The sequence below is a fragment of the Atopobium sp. oral taxon 416 genome, assembly GCF_018128285.1.
GTDB lineage: Bacteria > Actinomycetota > Coriobacteriia > Coriobacteriales > Atopobiaceae > Olsenella_L.
Map to the genome: position 1 here is coordinate 774,205 of NZ_CP072380.1, position 16,523 is coordinate 790,727.

Annotated in this window: 14 protein-coding genes and 2 pseudogenes; 4 read left to right on the plus strand and 12 right to left on the minus strand. The window is 55.1% G+C overall.

The features are described from left to right. The first annotated feature begins 307 nt into the window (after nucleotides 1-307). Nucleotides 308-1,285: a glycosyltransferase gene (locus J4859_RS04205; RefSeq protein ID WP_212333126.1), complete on the plus strand. Its 978-nt coding sequence runs from the start codon at nucleotides 308-310 to the stop codon at nucleotides 1,283-1,285. Nucleotides 1,286-1,364: 79 nt separating this feature from the next. On the opposite strand, the gene J4859_RS04210 is transcribed toward J4859_RS04205, so the two are convergent. Next, nucleotides 1,365-2,603 carry a lipopolysaccharide biosynthesis protein gene (locus tag J4859_RS04210; RefSeq protein WP_212333128.1) on the minus strand — a complete coding sequence of 413 codons (1,239 nt, stop codon included), beginning with the start codon at nucleotides 2,601-2,603 and terminating at the stop codon, nucleotides 1,365-1,367. A gap of 23 nt (nucleotides 2,604-2,626) precedes the next feature. After that, complete coding sequence (locus tag J4859_RS04215) at nucleotides 2,627-3,676, minus strand: glycosyltransferase (RefSeq protein WP_212333130.1); 1,050 nt, start codon at nucleotides 3,674-3,676, stop codon at nucleotides 2,627-2,629. Nucleotides 3,677-3,961: 285 nt separating this feature from the next. Here J4859_RS04215 and J4859_RS16040 point away from each other — a divergent pair, with 285 nt between their 5' ends. After that, complete coding sequence (locus tag J4859_RS16040) at nucleotides 3,962-6,007, plus strand: DUF6541 family protein (protein WP_371812178.1); 2,046 nt, start codon at nucleotides 3,962-3,964, stop codon at nucleotides 6,005-6,007. A gap of 261 nt (nucleotides 6,008-6,268) precedes the next feature. Here the strand turns inward: J4859_RS16040 and J4859_RS17495 are convergent. The 5 genes and pseudogenes from J4859_RS17495 to J4859_RS04240 all read right to left on the minus strand — a co-directional run. Further along, nucleotides 6,269-6,373 (minus strand): annotated as a pseudogene (locus tag J4859_RS17495) (transposase); the annotation flags it as partial. Between the two features lie 1,397 nt (nucleotides 6,374-7,770). Continuing rightward, nucleotides 7,771-8,580, minus strand: coding sequence for a metal ABC transporter permease (locus J4859_RS04225; RefSeq protein ID WP_212333134.1), 810 nt, complete (start codon nucleotides 8,578-8,580; stop codon nucleotides 7,771-7,773). Between the two features lie 6 nt (nucleotides 8,581-8,586). Continuing rightward, the gene (locus J4859_RS04230; RefSeq protein ID WP_212333147.1) at nucleotides 8,587-9,273 is read right to left on the minus strand and encodes a metal ABC transporter ATP-binding protein; all 687 of its coding nucleotides are present in this window, start codon (nucleotides 9,271-9,273) and stop codon (nucleotides 8,587-8,589) included. Continuing rightward, nucleotides 9,270-10,265: a metal ABC transporter substrate-binding protein gene (locus J4859_RS04235; RefSeq protein WP_212333149.1), complete on the minus strand. Its 996-nt coding sequence runs from the start codon at nucleotides 10,263-10,265 to the stop codon at nucleotides 9,270-9,272. The genes J4859_RS04230 and J4859_RS04235 overlap by 4 nt, the downstream gene beginning before the upstream one ends. A 102-nt stretch (nucleotides 10,266-10,367) precedes the next feature. Beyond that, nucleotides 10,368-10,790 carry a Fur family transcriptional regulator gene (locus J4859_RS04240; protein ID WP_212333155.1) on the minus strand — a complete coding sequence of 141 codons (423 nt, stop codon included), beginning with the start codon at nucleotides 10,788-10,790 and terminating at the stop codon, nucleotides 10,368-10,370. Nucleotides 10,791-11,246: 456 nt separating this feature from the next. Here J4859_RS04240 and J4859_RS04245 point away from each other — a divergent pair, with 456 nt between their 5' ends. Both J4859_RS04245 and J4859_RS16050 read left to right on the plus strand, forming a co-directional pair. Further along, a complete protein-coding gene (locus J4859_RS04245; RefSeq protein ID WP_212333157.1) occupies nucleotides 11,247-11,393 on the plus strand; it encodes a hypothetical protein in 147 nt (48 codons plus the stop codon). A gap of 357 nt (nucleotides 11,394-11,750) precedes the next feature. Beyond that, nucleotides 11,751-12,489: pseudogene (locus J4859_RS16050) on the plus strand (transposase). On the opposite strand, the gene J4859_RS04255 reads toward J4859_RS16050, so the two are convergent. From J4859_RS04255 to J4859_RS16730, 5 genes are all read right to left on the minus strand, one after another. Next, a complete protein-coding gene (locus J4859_RS04255; protein WP_212333159.1) occupies nucleotides 12,486-12,824 on the minus strand; it encodes a CAT RNA binding domain-containing protein in 339 nt (112 codons plus the stop codon). The pseudogene J4859_RS16050 and the gene J4859_RS04255 sit on opposite strands and share 4 nt — an antisense overlap. Nucleotides 12,825-12,978: 154 nt before the next feature. Beyond that, nucleotides 12,979-15,285 (minus strand): 5-methyltetrahydropteroyltriglutamate--homocysteine S-methyltransferase, encoded by a 2,307-nt coding sequence (metE, locus tag J4859_RS04260; protein ID WP_212333161.1) that lies wholly within the window; start codon nucleotides 15,283-15,285, stop codon nucleotides 12,979-12,981. A gap of 128 nt (nucleotides 15,286-15,413) precedes the next feature. Next, on the minus strand, nucleotides 15,414-15,899 hold the full coding sequence (locus J4859_RS04265; protein WP_371812284.1) for a PTS transporter subunit EIIC: 486 nt from the start codon (nucleotides 15,897-15,899) through the stop codon (nucleotides 15,414-15,416). 15 nt (nucleotides 15,900-15,914) lie between these two features. Next, nucleotides 15,915-16,121: a hypothetical protein gene (locus J4859_RS04270; protein WP_212333165.1), complete on the minus strand. Its 207-nt coding sequence runs from the start codon at nucleotides 16,119-16,121 to the stop codon at nucleotides 15,915-15,917. A gap of 27 nt (nucleotides 16,122-16,148) precedes the next feature. Next, nucleotides 16,149-16,271, minus strand: coding sequence for a hypothetical protein (locus J4859_RS16730; protein WP_212333166.1), 123 nt, complete (start codon nucleotides 16,269-16,271; stop codon nucleotides 16,149-16,151). Nucleotides 16,272-16,523 lie beyond the last annotated feature (252 nt).

Below are 16,523 nucleotides of genomic sequence, written 5' to 3' on the forward strand. Positions count from 1 at the left end.
ATATCCCTTATCCATCAGTTCAGGAAGCCTTGTGGGTGCCAGCTTCGCGATAGCATTGCCACTTGATAGGGGTTCGAGTCATATGAGGAATCGGGTCTAAATTATCCACCGCAGTCCCCTGTTAAACATCTCGTTTTTCTGCTCATATTGCTAGGTATCATGAGAGTGCGACTCGTATCTTACTGCGTGCAGTATGCTGAATATGCTCCAGTTTCGTCTGCCATCAGGCAGCTTGGGAGCATAGTCTATGCTCAACAGGAAGAATAGGCCACATTAGAAGCTCTCTATAATCCGGAGGACAATATATATGGGCGACAGGGTGAAGAAACTATCCATTATCATTCCCATCTACAACGCGGAGAAGTGGCTGCCATCGTGCGTCGACAGTATCATTGCCGCAACGGATGACACCGCAGAGATCCTCCTGGTCAATGATGGCAGCAAGGATGGCTCGAAGAAGCTCATTGAGAGCTATCAGGATCGCTATCCCAATCGTGTCATTGCCATCTCCAAGCCGAACAGCGGATCTGGAGAGACGCGTAATCTGGGCCTTGCAAAAGCTACAGGCAAGTATGTCACGTTCATCGATAGCGACGACTATGTAGACCGTGACTACTTCGAGAAGTTTGTCGATGCTATCGAGCGTACAGGTGCCGACGTGGTTGTTGGCGGCTACAAGCGTATCGTGGACGGCAAGGAGCAGTTCGAAGTCGTTCCGAAGGACGTGCCGTGGGCACGATACCAGATTCTTGCTCCCTGGGCCAAGATCTTCAATCTTGATTTCATCCGCAGGAACAACCTCAAGTTTGTTCCACTCGTGCTCGGTGACGACGACCACTTTGTGACAGTTGCCTATTCCTATGCAAACAAGGTTGCGGTTCTTTCGTATGCTGGCTACAACTTCATTTGCAATAGGGAGAGCATCACGAATACGAAGCACAAGGGACTGCGCAGGGACATCGAGCTTACCGAGCTGCTTGACAGGATCGACGCTGATGTTAATAAGCGCGATGAGCTGCTGAACCTGCACTATCTGAAGTTGGGCGTCTACTACATGCTCCGCTCGGGTCGTCTGGCAACGAAAGAGCGTTTTATGGAAGAGCATGTGAAGCTTATGGATTGGTATCGAGAGCACAATGTGCCCCTGAACTTCCCTGTAACCAGTATCACCACATCCGACCCTTTGCAGGTTCGCCTTGCTGTCAAGATCTATCTCATGCTGGCAAAGGCCCATCTCATCAGTGCTTTTGCAAGCGTCTACTGCAAGGGTGTTGTGAAAGAGTAGGTCCTATCGGCTCGGATTTGTATGTGATGCCGCTCTCCAGACCTAAGCAATCTGGAGGGCGGCATACTTTGTGCAGTTTTTAAGCTGCAAGCTTCTTATTGTGGGAAAGGCGGAAGAGCGACAAGACAGCGCCTGCGAGTGACGCGATGATCACGACATAGTTGATGCCCTGCATGTCAAAGGTAGCTTCCAGTGGAATCATGGTCGCAAGTGTGATGGCGAGAGCCGCTGCGGCGCTGATGAGCGCACCCTTGATGTCGCGGCAGATGACAAGGACATCAGTGAGGTAGTAAAGGACAGCAAGCGCGCTCGTGCTGATGAGGACATTCGTGAAGAGGTAGGTATAGCCTTCGACTTTCTGTCCGTACACGAGATTCAGAAGTATTGGTCCAGCCCATGCAAGGACTGCGATGCCCACGACGATGAAAGTGAGCATGATGAGGAGCGTCTTCTTGAAGAAGGGGAGGAAGGACTCCTTGGGAGAGTCATTCCATTTCTCCGAAAGAGGCACGAGTGCCGGTGCATAGAGGTAGCGGGCAGCGGCCTGTATGAGGACGGCAGGAGTGGCCACGGCGGCATAGATGCCAAGACGCTCGCTGCCATAGGCATTGGCGTAGTACTGTCGGGCAACAGAGACGATCATGCCAAGGAAGAGAATCTCCAAGACGATGGGGAGGCATTCGACAAGTAGATTTTTTGCCTGTTCAGCCTTGATGCTGGGACGGATGTCGTCGATGCGGTGTGCGTGCGGAATGTCGTAGGAGATTGTCACGATGAGTCCTGCGGGGAACATGGCAAGGATCGCAAGGACGATGTTCTGCGAGAGGTAGAGACTGAGCGAGAAAGCAAGGACGGCAAGGACGCCACGGATGAACTGGGAGATGCCGATATAGTCCATGCGCTCGCCACGCTGGTCAACGCCGTAGAGCACATCGCAGAACGATTCGTCGATCTTGAAGAGCAGATAGGCAAAGACAGCGATGAGGGTGAGGCTGTCTGGAGAGACGGCCACAGAATAGATGCCGATAACGATGAGACCGATGAGCAGAGTGATGAGCCTGAAGGCAACGTAGTTCCTCTGGGAGTAATTGCCCTTGATATCCGACACCTGGTACGTCCTCATGCTGTAGGTGCCTACTGCCGTGAACATGTTGCCTATGGTCATCGCAAATGATAGGATGCCGGAATCGCTGTAGCCATCCGACAGGATGACCACGAGGACGGTAGTGATCCATAGGCAGCCTTGATAGGTCAGGCTACCTATGGTGTTGTAGAGCATATTCTTTTTGATATCGAGAGGCTCTGGCTGGTTTTCCACTAAGGGCTCCTAACGGTAGCGTGCTACCACTTGATATCGATGCCGAAATGGTTGATGACGGCGCTGTAAACCGAGAGGAAGGCTGGTAGGAGTCCCAGCTTGTAGAACCTGGAGACCGTCAGTAGCCTCTTGAAGGTCTTGCCGTGTGTCCTTGCATACTGTCCATTGATGTAGGGAGAATCATGCCAGGTGGGGAAGTTCTTGTTCAGGAACTCTGTGCACATCTGGATAGTTGCCTTGAGGTCGCAGTCGGGAGAGGCAGCGAGGCGGTAGTTGAATGAGATGCCGAGGTGCAGGAAGGCGGCAGCGTCGAGTGCCTCCTGCTTGCCCTCCGAAGCATCGTGCGCGGCGTAGCGCTCCTTGACCTCCTTGAAAGCCTCGTAGGTCGGCTCGATCTGCTGGGGTTTCACGGTCTGGATGATGGAGTCGGAGCGGACCATGTAGTTGACGAGAGATTCCGGTACAAAGACGACTTCGCCATTCATCTCGAGGTAGGCAAGCCAGTGGAAGAGGAGGTCATCGAGTACAGGTGGCTCCGTTGGCAGATCTACGAGGGACTTAATCACGCTTGCACGGAAGATCTTGTTCCAGGGAGCGCCATTGAGCTCGAGGAGACGTCCCGGATCCTTGCTGATTGTGAAGGGGCTGCGCTGGTCGCACATCTCGCGGGAGAGGACCTTGCCAGTTGCAAGATCGGTCCTCGAGAAGCCGCAGACAGCGATATCTGCATCTGCAGCCTTTGCCGTATCATAGAGGTCCTGCAGGAAATTCGGCTCTGCATAGTCATCGCTATCGAGAAAGCCGATGTACTCGCCCCTGGCCTTTGCGATGCCGTCCCAGCGGCCGCGCCAGACACCTTCATTCTTCTTGTCGATAATGACGATACGGTCAGGATAGCGGGACTGCCACTCTTGCAGAATATCGATGCAGTGGTCGGGAGAGCCATCGTTGATGAAGATGAGTTCATAGCTGTCGAGCGTCTGTCCCACGAGCGAAGCGATACATTTCGGCAGATACTTCTCCACCTTGTAGCAGGGGATGATGACGCTGACTTTTGGGCTTCGATTAGGCATGACAATTACTCCTTAACAGCGAAGATGGGAATTGAAAGATAGCAACAATATAGTATCGGGACGCTCTGGGAAAAGAAACGCAGGAGTGAAACAACTATAGAAGACATGCTGTTGGCAGAGATGCAGCCTGCTTGGCGCGGAGCTCTCCGATGGCCCTACGGATGCTTGGCTGCTGCTTGAGTGCCACATTCAGAGCATATGCTTCGCCGTTCGATATAATATCCGTAATTATCAGTCCTGCATTTCAGACAATAAGAAGCCGGCTGCTTCGATTGGAACAAGAAGATGTATATAGGTTTTCTGCTTGCGATAGTATTTCTGTTCTTGCCTGGCTTTGCTCTCGTAAGGGCATTTAGTATCCGAGTGCCTCTGCCTCTCTCCGTTTCTATGGCTCCTGTGGTAAGTGCAGCATATTACGGTGTGCTTGGCATTCTATATTCATACATCGGTATAACATCTTCTCCGCTTACCATGCTGATTCCTGCTGCTGCATTGCTGATTATCGAACTCATTTTGCATATCAGAAAGGGCAGGTGCCATATCCTGTCGGATTGGGGTACTGTTGGAGCGATAGCGCTGTATGCAGCGGTCGGCACATGCATAGGCTGGTATGTATTCGTTCGCTCCTTGCCGAGCTATAGTGGGATGGTCGAACAGTATGATGCTATCTTCCATGCCAATCTTGTCCAAAGATTTATTGCAACTGGTGATTTCTCCTGTATGGGAATAGATACAGGAACATTAGATTCCTCTTTCTATGGAAGCAGTACTACTGGTTTCTATCCTGTCGCGTGGCATGAAGTCGTGGCTCTGGTAACAATGTCTGGCAACATATCGTCTACTATGGCCATGAATGCAGTCAACTGGGCTTACTGCAGTGTTGTGTTTCCTGTTGGCATACTTGGTCTGTTCATGGTGCTTTTCAAAGACGACAGACAGACAATCCTCATCGGCTCGATAGTGCCGGTGGCATTCACTGCCTTTCCTTGGAGAGACTTACTTTGGGGACCGATATTCCCAAACCTGGCGTCTTTCTGCAGCGCCCCAGCTGTGGCCCTTGCTTTCTTAGTACTCTTCTCACCCATGGCCGAGGCAAAAGACAGAGGGAAACTTCTTGCTGCGGGGATTATGGGAATTATAGGGCTTGGAATGCTGCAGCCGAACGCTGTATTTGCAGTGGCTGTCTTCGTAGTCTTCTACATTATGCATGTCATGAACAGCCCAGAGGGCTATCGCTGTGTGGCACAGCATTCTAAGGATAGACAATATTCTGCTTCCGGCCGCCGTCTGCAGTCTCTGCTGCTTCTTGTCGCATGCATTGCTGTATGGACGTTGCTGTATAGAAGCTCCTTTATGCAGGGGGTTGTATCCTACTCCGCTTGGGTTTCCTATACAACAGCAGCTCAGTCCTTCATCAATATCCTTGCCCAAGCATACATGAAAGGAATGAACTATTACACGTTTCCTCAGCTATGTCTGGCGGCAATTGTGCTGCTCGGCATTGCTGCTGCGCTCCTTCGCAGAGAGACCCGATGGCTTATCGTGCCATATGGTTTCTTCTGTATCGCGTTCATAATCAATGTATCAACGGATGGTTTCCTCAAACGGTACCTCACGGGCTTCTGGTATTCCGATCCGAATCGGATTGCAGCCATCTGTGCAATCATGGCAATGCCGCTTGCGGCAATTGGGCTTTCTGTTATTTGCACGTGGGTGCATGCGGTTATCGCCAGGTATTCTGACCTGCCAGAGAAGCTTCGTGGTCCCTTGCCCGCTCTTCTGACAGCTGCGGTCTTTCTGCTTATGAATTTCTATCCAAACTATATTGATCCGGGGAACAGCGCTGCGGTGACCACAGCTTTCGGCGAAATCCGCAGTCAGTATGCAACCGCGTATGCAAAGACAGCTCCATATTCCGAGGCTGAGGAAGCCTTCGTCCAGGAATGTCTGAGCATCCTTCCTTCGGATGCCCCCGTCATAAATGATCCGAGCGATGGAAGCGTTGCTGCTTATGGGTTTGATGGGCTGAACGTTGTTTACAATCAGATTGAGACAGGACTGAGAGCATCCGACTCAGAAGATTCCCCTGAGAGCCAACTTATTCGTACGTCTCTGGTCAATATAGGTAGTGATGCTGCAGTGCAGAAGGCAGTTGCTGATACCGGCGCCAGATATGTCATTCTGCTTTCTAAAGATGATGGTAACACATCGGTGACAGAGCATTTTGTCTCTGAGCAGTGGAGCGGCATCTCTGGAATAGGCGATGAAATCCCAGGGTTCAAGCTGCTGCTGGCGGATGGGGATATGCGCCTGTATGAGATAGAGGAATAAGGCCATATCTGGAAAAGACTCATCTGGCAGTCCGTTCAGCATTGATTTTCGGCAACTAGTTGTATGCATCAATCCTGGAGATATTGAACTAGTGGCCGCTTGTGACATAGAATACGCTGAGAGTGGGTTTTCGCGGTCTCTAGTGGGTAGCGCATGCAAGCTGACTCTGGGCCGTAAAGTTGAGTTTCCCAGTCTGAGGAAGATCATCGTCCTGAAGTAGACCGTGTTCCTGAAGCCCCTGGCAGCGCTTTCCGCTGACTGGATGAGGGAGTTGAGCCCTTCGAGAAACGAGTTGGTGGAGCCCTTCCTCTGCCAGTTGAGGATTCCCTCCTGTTCCTTCCTGAGGGTCTTGGCTACCCTCTTCATCTCGACTGAGCTGTAAGCCTTTGGTGGACAGGAGGACGCCAGCAACTGGTGGCAAGTATCCTTTGCCCAGATGCTCACCCAACACCACCTATAGATTTAAGCCATGAGATGTCAGTGAGTGCAAGTAAGGCAGAAGAAGGCAAAGTCGAAGTCGAAGCTTCCCAGGCAGTATATAGATGAGTAGCACTTAAAGGCTACCAGTGCTGCGACAAGGCCAGGCAGGCAGACCTAAAGAGAAGCATCAGGGCGTGCGCCAAGAAGCTTGAGGTCTATGACAAGACCTTAGATGAGTGGATCACCAAATACGAAAAGATCAGGGAAGTCCACCTAGGCCAGGGCCAAAGAGCAAAAGAAGCCAGATGAGGCGTTAAGACGCATCAGGGAGTTTGCAGGCGGCAAGGATCTGTGTGGGGCCTCTCATAAAGGCCCTCTTAGGCGATATAGGACAAGGACGAAGAGGCACTTTAGCTTTTTTTCAAGCTCTTAGGGGATCTAAAGCAGAGCGACTCTAGTGCCACAACCCTCTATAGCGTCTACAGATACATATTTGAGCTTTTAAGGACAGGTGGCATCTGCTACAGAGCTTTCAAGAGGTGCTGGCTTTGGACAGGGGTACCCCTGTACACCCTAACCTTGTCAGGTCACAAGCCTTTGTTGCGACCATAAAGCTTATAGGCAACATAGCTATCTTTAAGGACCACAAAAAGCTTTATCTAGCTTAGCGTCGCAATAAAGCTGTGAGTACCTTATAGCCCTCAGCTAAAGTATACAAAGACGCCTTAAGGCAAGCCTTGTTGGCTTTGTCCTTAAAAGATGGCTTATTCGCGTGTGTGGGGATATATCGCCTGTGGGGTCATATCCCACAGCGAGCAGGACAGCCAATACATAAGCATCTAAGCTTGCCTCCCAGGCGGCCTTGCACGACGTGAGGCGCACCGGGGACTGCCACGACAGTGCGCAAGCAGAATCGCTTCTCAAAACACTCAAGGATAAGTGGTACCACCACAAGCGCCTGCATCTCACCACAAAGCACAAGGGCCATCGGGCTCAATCGAGTCGTAACTACAACCGTATTTGTCCGCACGACTCCATAGGTAGGTGCGTGTCTGCAAAAAGGCCATACAGGAGCTCTTCGAGCGCTTCGAGAGGGCCCTTCCATCTGATCTGGCGGCCACGCAGACTGCATAGAGATCTGGGACCCCTCTGTCCCTTATATTGATGGGGCCCACCTTTCGGGGAGGCGGGCACAGGATCTTCTGGATCGACGGTGCGGCTGGATGTTATCTGAGGAACCCGGCTGCTGTATCAAAGCCAAGCCGAGTCCGCGCATGAGAATCCATGCCGGAGCAGCGCAGAGCGACCCGCTCCGACAACAAAGCGGACTCTCTGAAGGTACCTCAGGATCTCCGGTGGAGCTTTCTGGCTATCCCGTGCAGGGCGATGAGCAGAAGCAGAAGCGCTACACCCAGAAGGACGATGGTGCCGCCTGGCTTGAGGCCGAAGGCATAGGAGACAGTGAGGCCCAAAGCTGTGATGAGGAGCCCGACGGCGCATGAAGCAATGACCGTCTGGCGCCAGCCTCGGGCGAACTGGAGGGCGCAGGCTACAGGGACGACCATCATGGACGAGACGATGAGGGCGCCGACCGTCCGTGCGCCGACAGAGACCGCAAACGCCGTCATGAGGACGAATATCGCATTGACAAGCCTCACATTGACGCCCGAGACGCGTGCTGCCCGCTCGTCGAGGGTGACAAGGAAGAGCTCTTTCCTCAGCAGGATGCAGAGTACTAAGACGCCAGTACCTACGGCAGCGACAGCGGCAAGTTCATCGTCGCTGACAGCGACGATCGATCCGAACAGGAAGCTCGAGAAGCTTGCAGCGTTGGGCACGAAGCCCGAGAGGACGCCTGCAAGTCCGATGCCGCAGGACATGACAACGGCAATCGCAAGCTCTGCGTGGCCTTCAAAACGGCGCCGCGCCGCTTCCACTGCTCCAGCAGCGCCCAGGCAGGCAATTGTCGCTCCAAGGACCGGGTCGATTCCGCCGATGAGTCCAGCTGCGACGCCAGCCAACGAAGCATGCGAGAGGGCATCTCCCATCATGGAGAGGCGCTTGAAGACCACCACGACGCCGACGCAGGGAATTGCAACGCCTATGATGATGCCGGCAAGGAAGGCACGCTGCATGAAAGCATATTCGAACATCTGAAGCTAGCCTTTCCTGAGGTCGAAAAGCTTGTCGTCGCGCAGCTCGACGATACGGCTATAGAGATGGGGCAGACGCGCAAGGTCATGTGTCACCATCAGCGCTGCGGTGCCCGTCTCCTGGGAGGCCTGGGCAACGGAACCAACAAGCGTGTGGGTGCTCTGCTCGTCGAGGCTGCTGGTAGGCTCATCGAGTATGAGCAGCTCCGGTCTGCAGACAAGTGCGCGTGCAAGCAGTGCGCGCTGGAACTGTCCGCCCGAAAGCTCGCCTGCCAGATGCTTCTCGAAGCCCCTCAGCCCTGCAGACTCTATTGCTTGAGCTGCACGCTTCCTGTGCCCGGACCTGTAGGGGAGCAGAGGATGCGAAGAGGCATAGAGCCCTGACAGGACAAGTTCCCAGACTGTCACAGGAAACCGGCGTAGGTCTTCAGGAGCCTGCTGCGGAACGTAGCCGATGCTTCCATCGAAGTGCCCGTGCGAGGGAGTGCGGCCTAGTACTTTCACAGATCCCTCCTGAGGCTCGAGCTCACCCAGCATGAGTCTCAGCAAAGTTGACTTCCCGGCCCCATTTGCCCCTTCGAGCACGCAGAAGCAGCCAGGCTCCAGGAGGAAGTCTGCACAGTCGAGAACTTTGGTTGTCCCATAGGAGAAGCTCAGGCCCTCAAGCTCCACCGCAGCCGGAGCAGACGTCACGAAAGGGCTTTCACGAGCTTGTCGAGGTTTTCCCTCATAACAGAGAAATAATCCTTGCCTGCTGCGAGATCGTCATCGCTCAGGCCTTCGAGAGGATTGAGCTCTTCGCATGCAGCTCCGGTCTCGTCTGCGATGGTCTGCGCAACCTTCGGGCTTACTAGCTCTTCCGAGAAGATCGTCTTCACATTGTTCTGCTTGACAAAATCGGCAATCGCAGCCATGGTCTTCGCATCGGGTTCAGAGTCGGCATCGATTCCCTCGATTGCCAGTTGGTTCAGGCCATAGGCATCGCAGAGGTAGCCGAATGCCTGATGGGAGACGACAATGTTCTTTGAAGTGGTCTTGGCAAGCTGGTCTTTGTACTCCTGGTCGAGCGCATCGAGCTCTGAGGCATACTTCTCGTAGTTCTCTCGGTAGACGGATTCTCCATCGGGATCTGCCTTGATGAGGCCGTCGCGGATATTGGCCATCTCTGTCTTGGCATTCATGGGAGACAGCCATACATGGGGGTCGTACTGGCTGCTTTCGTGCTCCTCCTCGCCCTCTTCCTCCTCATGTTCGTCTTTGGCTGCAGCGCGCAGCGTGATTCCTTTGGATGCTTCGACCTGGACGAGGCTGTCATTGCCAATGCTGGACAGGGTGTTATCGACCCATTTCTCCATGCCAGCCCCATTGTATATGAAGAGTTTGGCGGAGCTCAGGGTCTTCATGTCATTGGTTGAGGGCTCCCAGTCATGGGGCTCGGTGCCGGCTGGCACGAGATTCATCACCTGGACACGGTCGCCGCCAATCTTCTTTGCGAAGTCTGCCATGGGGTAGAAAGAGGCGACTACCTGTATCTTGCTGTTCGCATTCTCGGCATTCGCCGTACTTTGCGTGCTCTGGCTGGAGCATCCGGCAAGGCAGACGAGTCCTACTGCAGCTGCCAATACAGCTGTGAGTATCTTCTTCACGATTTCATCCTCCGGAATCGTACTGTTTGGATATGACATGCTGATAGTGCATACGGGCATGGCTGCTTGTCAGCCGGCAGCGAAAGGGCCTGGCATTCTTGCTTCGAATCTTTCCATTGTCCACAGATGCACTTTGGGACGCTATACGCTGTTTGCCTTCCGGTAGCAGTCGGAACACAGGCCATAGAACACGGTGCGCCCTGCATCCACCGCAAAGCCATGCTCGCTGAGCATATGCTCCTCGAGTCTGGTCACCTCATGGCAGTTGATGTGGATGAGTTTTCCGCATTGCTCGCATTTGAGGTGATAGCAGTGGCCCTTGCAGCATTCGCTGGTATCGAGCAGCTGAAAGCAGGCACTCTTCTCGCCTTCGGGGGTGAACCGTACGACCAGACCCTCACTGACAAGCTTGTCAAGCTGCCGATATACGGTTGCGAGCGAGACAGCAGCCCCCAGATCTTTAAGCCGGCTATGTAGCTCAGAGGCAGTAAAATGTGTCTGTGGGCTTGCGCCGAGGCATTCCAGTATCTCCGTTCTTCCGTGTGTGTCATATGTGCTGCGCATTGGCTGCCATCCTCCAATCTGCGAATGCTTCGCAATATACTAGTGGACAGAGAAGCTGTGTCAAGCAAAATTGCAAATTATTCTCAGATTGGCTGGATCGCTGTAGCTGACGGTAAAGCTTCTGCAGGGTGCGGTAGAGGACGTCCGGAGTGGTTCCGAGTCTCTTGAGCAATCGTCAGGTGTAAATCGGCAGCGGGATCAGGTATTCCGGCAGTATCGCCAGGAGCCATCTGCAGGATTGGGAATGCGCAGGATGGGCATCGCTGCAGTCTCGAAGCTGGAAGGTGCTCACGTATCATTCGGGACTCTTCGCTACTTATGGTGGGTAGCACACCTGCATCCTCTTGAGGGCGTGGCCTTTAAACGGTAGGATTTTCCCCGACAGGAAGCTGCATTCCTAAGGTGCGATATGGATGCTTAAGGCAGGCATGCTAGCAAGGCTCTTTAAGAGGTCCCATGGGGCTTAAGGACGAATGGGAGGTCACGGGCGTCTGGTTTAAGAAGCGCGAGGGGGCGCAAGACGAGCTCCATGTGAGGGTGGCCCACAGGAAAGGGCCAGGCAGTCGAGTGTCCCGTATGCCACAGGAGGTGCGGCACCTGTGACACGCGCGAGAGGACCTTGTGGCATCTTAGCATCTGGCAGTGCGATACGATCGTGCACTGCGCGCTGCTAAGGGCGGACTGCCCCAAAGACGGTGTGCATGCCACAAGGATGCCCTGAAAGGTGCGGCCGAAGACGCACTTCACAGCACTCTTTAAGGCGCAGGTGATAAGTGATGGCGCTCTTTGGCATGAGCGTGACGCCGGTCGCGCAGCAGCTGCACGAGACAGCCCACGCGCATATGGAGGCTGCTGGGCAAGGCCGTAGCCGAGGCAAGGGATACCGCCGACTACTCGGATGTCGTGCGCGTGCGCATAGACGACACCGCCAAAAGGTGCAACCAAAGCTACATCAGCATCATGGCCAACCTCGACCACCAGCGCGCCGTGGCCGTCACGCAAGGCAGAGACAAGGGGGCCTTAGGCAGGCTCTGCGCCGAGCTTAAGGAGCACGGGAGGGGACCGCACGAAGGTCTTAGAGGTCACGCGCGACATGGCTTAAGGCATACTCGCTTGGCGTGGCTGCAGAGATGCCCCAGGCCACACAGAGCGTGGGACAGCTTCCATGTGGTGCAGCTCCTGATGAGGGCGACAGACCCTGTGAGGTGCCAAGAGCGGCGCGAGTCCGCCGAGAAGCACAAGGCAGCTTGCCCAGACGAAGTACCTGTGGCTGAAGAAGAAGGAGTCGCTCACAAAGCTCCAGCTCGCCAAGAGGGAGGAGCTCGACCCTGCGAAGACCCATCTCAGGGAGGCACGCGCCTGCCAGATAGCAGAGGCGCTGCAGGACGTCTATTCATGCGCAGACAGAAAATCGGCGGCAGCAGCCCCAGAGCGCCTCTGCTCGTGGATGATGCACTCTGCCGTGGCCGAGATGAAGAGCGTGGCGAGGACTCTCAGGAAGGAGTGGGAAGGGATCCTCAACTGGTGGAGGAGGGGATCTACCAACTCGTTCCTCGAAGGGCTCAATTCCGTCGTCCAGTCCGCCCGCAGCGCTGCCAGGGGCTTCAGGAGCATCGCCTACTTCAGGACGATGATCTTCCTCAGGCTGGGCCGTTTGGACTTCACAGCCCAGAAGAAGCTGGCATACGCTACCCACTAGAAACAGCAAAGAGCCGGAATCTCGACGACCATATGCCCACATGTACGCTTGATAGCGAAAGCGATGTGGTTGGCAAGCGTGACAGGAAGGTTCGGCGAGATCGTGCGGGCAAGGTCTGCGAGCTGTGCCGCAAACTTAAGCACGTCTTCTGAAAGCTCGCTCACTAGTCCCAAAGACTTAGGATCGATACCATAGAACGTGTGCTCGATGTCGGAGAACGGAATCTCGCGCGGTATCGTGCCGAAGCCGAAGCTAGTGCCAAGCGCGATGAGCTCGTACCCTTTGCCATCGGCGCAGATGGCAGCATTGTTGTTGATGCTCTTGATGACGCACATGGAGTTTCTCGGTCCGACAACGATGGCTCCTGCATTGTAGCGAAGGCCCTTGCGTGCGGAGGGAGAGCATTCTGCTGATGGTAGGCACAGAACGGACGCCCTCCCTCAGAGTTGTCTGCAGAGAGGGCGCTGACGTGGACGTATATACAGGCTGTCAGGAGAGCTCGGCGCGGACCTTGTGCGCAGCAGCCACGAGGTTCCTGAGGCTTGCCACCGTCTCCTTTGTGCCTCTCGTCTTGAGGCCGCAGTCGGGGTTCACCCAGAGCTTCTCTTTCGGGATGTGCTTGAGCATGCGGTGGAGAGCATCGACGATCTCTTCCTTGGAGGGCACACGCGACGAGTGGATGTCGTAGACGCCGGGGCCGACTTCGGTCCTGAAGCCTGCTTCTGTGAGGCTCTTGAGGATCGAGAGGTTCGACCGCGATGCCTCGAACGTGATCACGTCGGCATCCATCTCGTCGATCTCATGGATGATGTCAGAGAACTCGCTGTAGCACATGTGGGTGTGGATCTGTGTCTCAGGCTTCACGCCGCTATGGACGAGGCGGAAGGCGGGAATGGCCCAGTCGAGGTATTCCCTGTGCCAATCGCTCCTACGTAGCGGCAGCTTCTCGCGCAGGGCTGCCTCGTCGATCTGGATGATGCGGATGCCTGCACGCTCGAGATCGAGGACCTCGTCGCGGATAGCAAGGGCGATCTGGAACGCACTCTCGCGGCGCGGGATGTCCTCGCGTGGGAAGGACCAGTTCAGGATCGTGACGGGTCCGGTCAGCATGCCTTTCACGGGCTTGTCCGTGAGGCTCTGCGCATAGGTGCTCCAGCCGACCGTAATGGGATGGCTGCGCCAGATGTCTCCCCAGATGATGGGAGGCTTCACGCAGCGCGTGCCGTAGGACTGGACCCAGCCGTTGTTCGTGAAGAGAAAGCCTTCGAGATTGTCGCCGAAGTACTCGACCATATCGTTGCGCTCGTACTCGCCGTGCACGAGGACATCGAGACTGAGCTCTTCCTGCAGCTTGATACAGTCGGCAATCTTGCCCTTGATGAACTCGTCGTACTGTTCCTCGGAGATCTCGCCTTTTCTTTTGGCCCTGCGGCTTGCGCGCACATCGCTCGTCTGGGGGAAGGAACCGATCGTCGTGGTCGGGAGAAGCGGCAGTCCCAGCTCTCGGTGCTGGATTTTCTCGCGCTTGGCGAAGGCGGGTGTGCGGTGGAAGCTCTCCTCGGTGAGGGTGGCAAGGCGCTCGCGCACAGCCTTGTTCGGTGCTGCGTGCCCTTCATGGAAGAGTGCATCGTTGGCAGCGAGGGCAGGGTCGGATGCCGGACTGCTGAGCAGCCCTTTTACGCTCGTGCCGTTGCCTACCGCACGGTCCAGGATGACGTGGAGCTCATTCAGCTCTGCAAGCTTTTCCTCGGCGAAAGCGAGATGCTTCAAGCAGTCAGGTTCGAGCTGGGTTTCGGCAGATGTGGTGTAGGGCACATGCAGAAGCGAGCAGCTTGTGGAGAGCACAACCTTGCTGTCAGGTGCAAGGCTCTTCAGATGCGAGAGGGCTTGACGGTAGTTCGTGCGCCAGATGTTCTTGCCGTTCACGATGCCGGCGAAGAGGACGGTATCTTTTGGGAAGCCGGACGAGACGAGCTCGTCGGTCTTCGTGCCTTCGACGAAGTCGAGACCGATGCCGTCGAAGCCGAGCTTCGTGACAGTCCCATAGACATCGCGGATGTCGCCGAAATAGGTCTGAAGCAGGATCTTGCAGCTGTGCTTTTGGTTCAAGAGGGTGCGGGCGATCTTCACGAAGAGCATCTCATCCTCTTTGCTGATGTCATGTACGAGCCAGGGCTCGTCGAGCTCGAGCCAGGCACCTTCTGGTACGAGCGCCAGAAGCTTCGCATAGACAGAAGCAATCTTTTTTGCCCATACGTTCTCGTCGGCACCCTCGGGTAGCTGGGCGAGTTTCAGGAACGTGAAAGGGCCCGTGACAGAGATCTTGAGCTGTTCTGCTGCAAGCCCCGCAGCACGTGCTTCTCCGATCTGGCCACGCAGGGCATCCGGCACGAGGTGAAGCTCCATGCTTTCTTCGAGTTCGGGTACGAGATAGTGATAGTTCGTGTTGAACCACTTCTTCATTGCGAGGGCATGCACATCGCCGCGCGTGCCCTGGTAGCCATGAGCCATAGCGAAATAGGTATCGAGGGCATCGAGGCCGAGCTTTTGGTAGCGCTCCGGTACGGCGCCGAGCATCATGGCCGCATCGAGGACGTTGTCGTAGAGCGAGAAGTCGCCTACCGGTACAAGGTTGAGCCCGCACTCGAGCTGCACGGTGCGGTTCTCGGCTCTGAGCCTGGCTGCCTCTGCGGCAAGCTTGTCCTTGCTGAGCTGCCCCTTGAAGTAGGCTTCTTCCGCCCGCTTGAGTTCGCGGTTTTGTCCGATGCGGGGATATCCGACTATAGTCGTCTTCATGAGCTGCCTTTCACCCGATATCTTTTCTTCGCATCAGAGTATAAGCATGCAGGTATCGTCTGAATAATATCTATTATCTATTCGCTGCCTCAAGATATAGCGTGAGACTATGGATGGAGGCTGTATTGTCAGGATGACAAGAGGCACGTTCCGCTGTCTGCAACGCCTGTATCCTCGCCGTTGCCGAACGAGAACATGAAGTCGCCGATCGCATTGCCGAGGACAGAGCCAATCGGAACAAGAGCGCAGAGGCCCACAGGGACCATCACGAACATCGTGAGGAAGGGCACAAAGGCCGTGGAAAGCATGTCGGGGATGACACGCTTGAAGAACTTTTTGACCTGCCGGAGCACCGGCATGCAGAGAAGAATCGGAAGCACGGTAGAGGAGTAGGTGTTGAGCATCGCGGGGATGTCATAGACCGACGTGAAGGTCTGGCCGGTCTCGGCTGCTGCCGTGACGATGTTCACGAAGTCAGGAGCGATCAGGACGCTGCCCATCATCATGCCGAGCATCTTCGGGCAGCCGAGCTGCTGTGCTGCCGAGTATTTCAGATATATTGGCATGAAGTAGTAGCCTGCGTCGTAGATCCAGTTGTAGAAGAGGTTGTAGATATCAGAATCTGCTGCTCAGAGATTGAGCATGCCGGGACCAGCGATGACAGCAATTGTGCGGAACATGGCAGCGCCCATCATGACAGGGATAGCAGCGACCATGGTCTTGGAAAGATAGTTAAGGATTGCCTGACCGACGCGCTTGGCGCTCCAAGGCTTCTTCGGCAGATTGGTGTCGAGGTTCTCGTCTATTGCGCCGCCGGCAGAGACGCCGAGCTTCACGATCGCATCGTAGACCTTCGGGACGTTCTAGCCGATGATGACCTGGTACTGGCCGCCGGACCACTGGCAGCCGAGGGCGCCCTTGATTGCCTTGATCTTGTCGTCGTCGGGGACCGATTCATCCTTGAGGTTGATTCTCAGCCTTGTCATGCAGTGCGCCGATGCTTGTGACGTTGTCCTTGCCGCCGATTGCGGCGAGGACCCCTTTCGCGATTCTCTCGTTGCCTGCCATCTTTGCCTCCCATATCAGAGCGTTGCTTCCCCTGCTGCTCTGATCGTTCCGAGGAGGTGCCATCCTTGGAAGCCGTGGCTCCAAGAGGTCGATGCCTAACAAAAATGCCTCCCGAGCCATACCAGAGTAGCAGGGCACACAGAATCTGTGTGTCCCAGCCTTGGTAATGC

What these genes read in the sequence shown, in the direction of transcription:
- J4859_RS04255 (WP_212333159.1), bottom strand. Translation starts at nt 12,824, where the DNA reads ATGTGCGTCATCAAGAGCATCAACAACAATGCTGCCATCTGCGCCGAT.
- J4859_RS04245 (WP_212333157.1), top strand. Translation starts at nt 11,247, where the DNA reads ATGGGGCTTAAGGACGAATGGGAGGTCACGGGCGTCTGGTTTAAGAAG.
- J4859_RS04215 (WP_212333130.1), bottom strand. Translation starts at nt 3,676, where the DNA reads ATGCCTAATCGAAGCCCAAAAGTCAGCGTCATCATCCCCTGCTACAAG.
- J4859_RS16040 (WP_371812178.1), top strand. Translation starts at nt 3,962, where the DNA reads ATGTATATAGGTTTTCTGCTTGCGATAGTATTTCTGTTCTTGCCTGGC.
- J4859_RS04240 (WP_212333155.1), bottom strand. Translation starts at nt 10,790, where the DNA reads ATGCGCAGCACATATGACACACACGGAAGAACGGAGATACTGGAATGC.
- J4859_RS04205 (WP_212333126.1), top strand. Translation starts at nt 308, where the DNA reads ATGGGCGACAGGGTGAAGAAACTATCCATTATCATTCCCATCTACAAC.
- metE (WP_212333161.1), bottom strand. Translation starts at nt 15,285, where the DNA reads ATGAAGACGACTATAGTCGGATATCCCCGCATCGGACAAAACCGCGAA.
- J4859_RS04225 (WP_212333134.1), bottom strand. Translation starts at nt 8,580, where the DNA reads ATGTTCGAATATGCTTTCATGCAGCGTGCCTTCCTTGCCGGCATCATC.
- J4859_RS04235 (WP_212333149.1), bottom strand. Translation starts at nt 10,265, where the DNA reads ATGTCATATCCAAACAGTACGATTCCGGAGGATGAAATCGTGAAGAAG.
- J4859_RS16730 (WP_212333166.1), bottom strand. Translation starts at nt 16,271, where the DNA reads ATGACAAGGCTGAGAATCAACCTCAAGGATGAATCGGTCCCCGACGAC.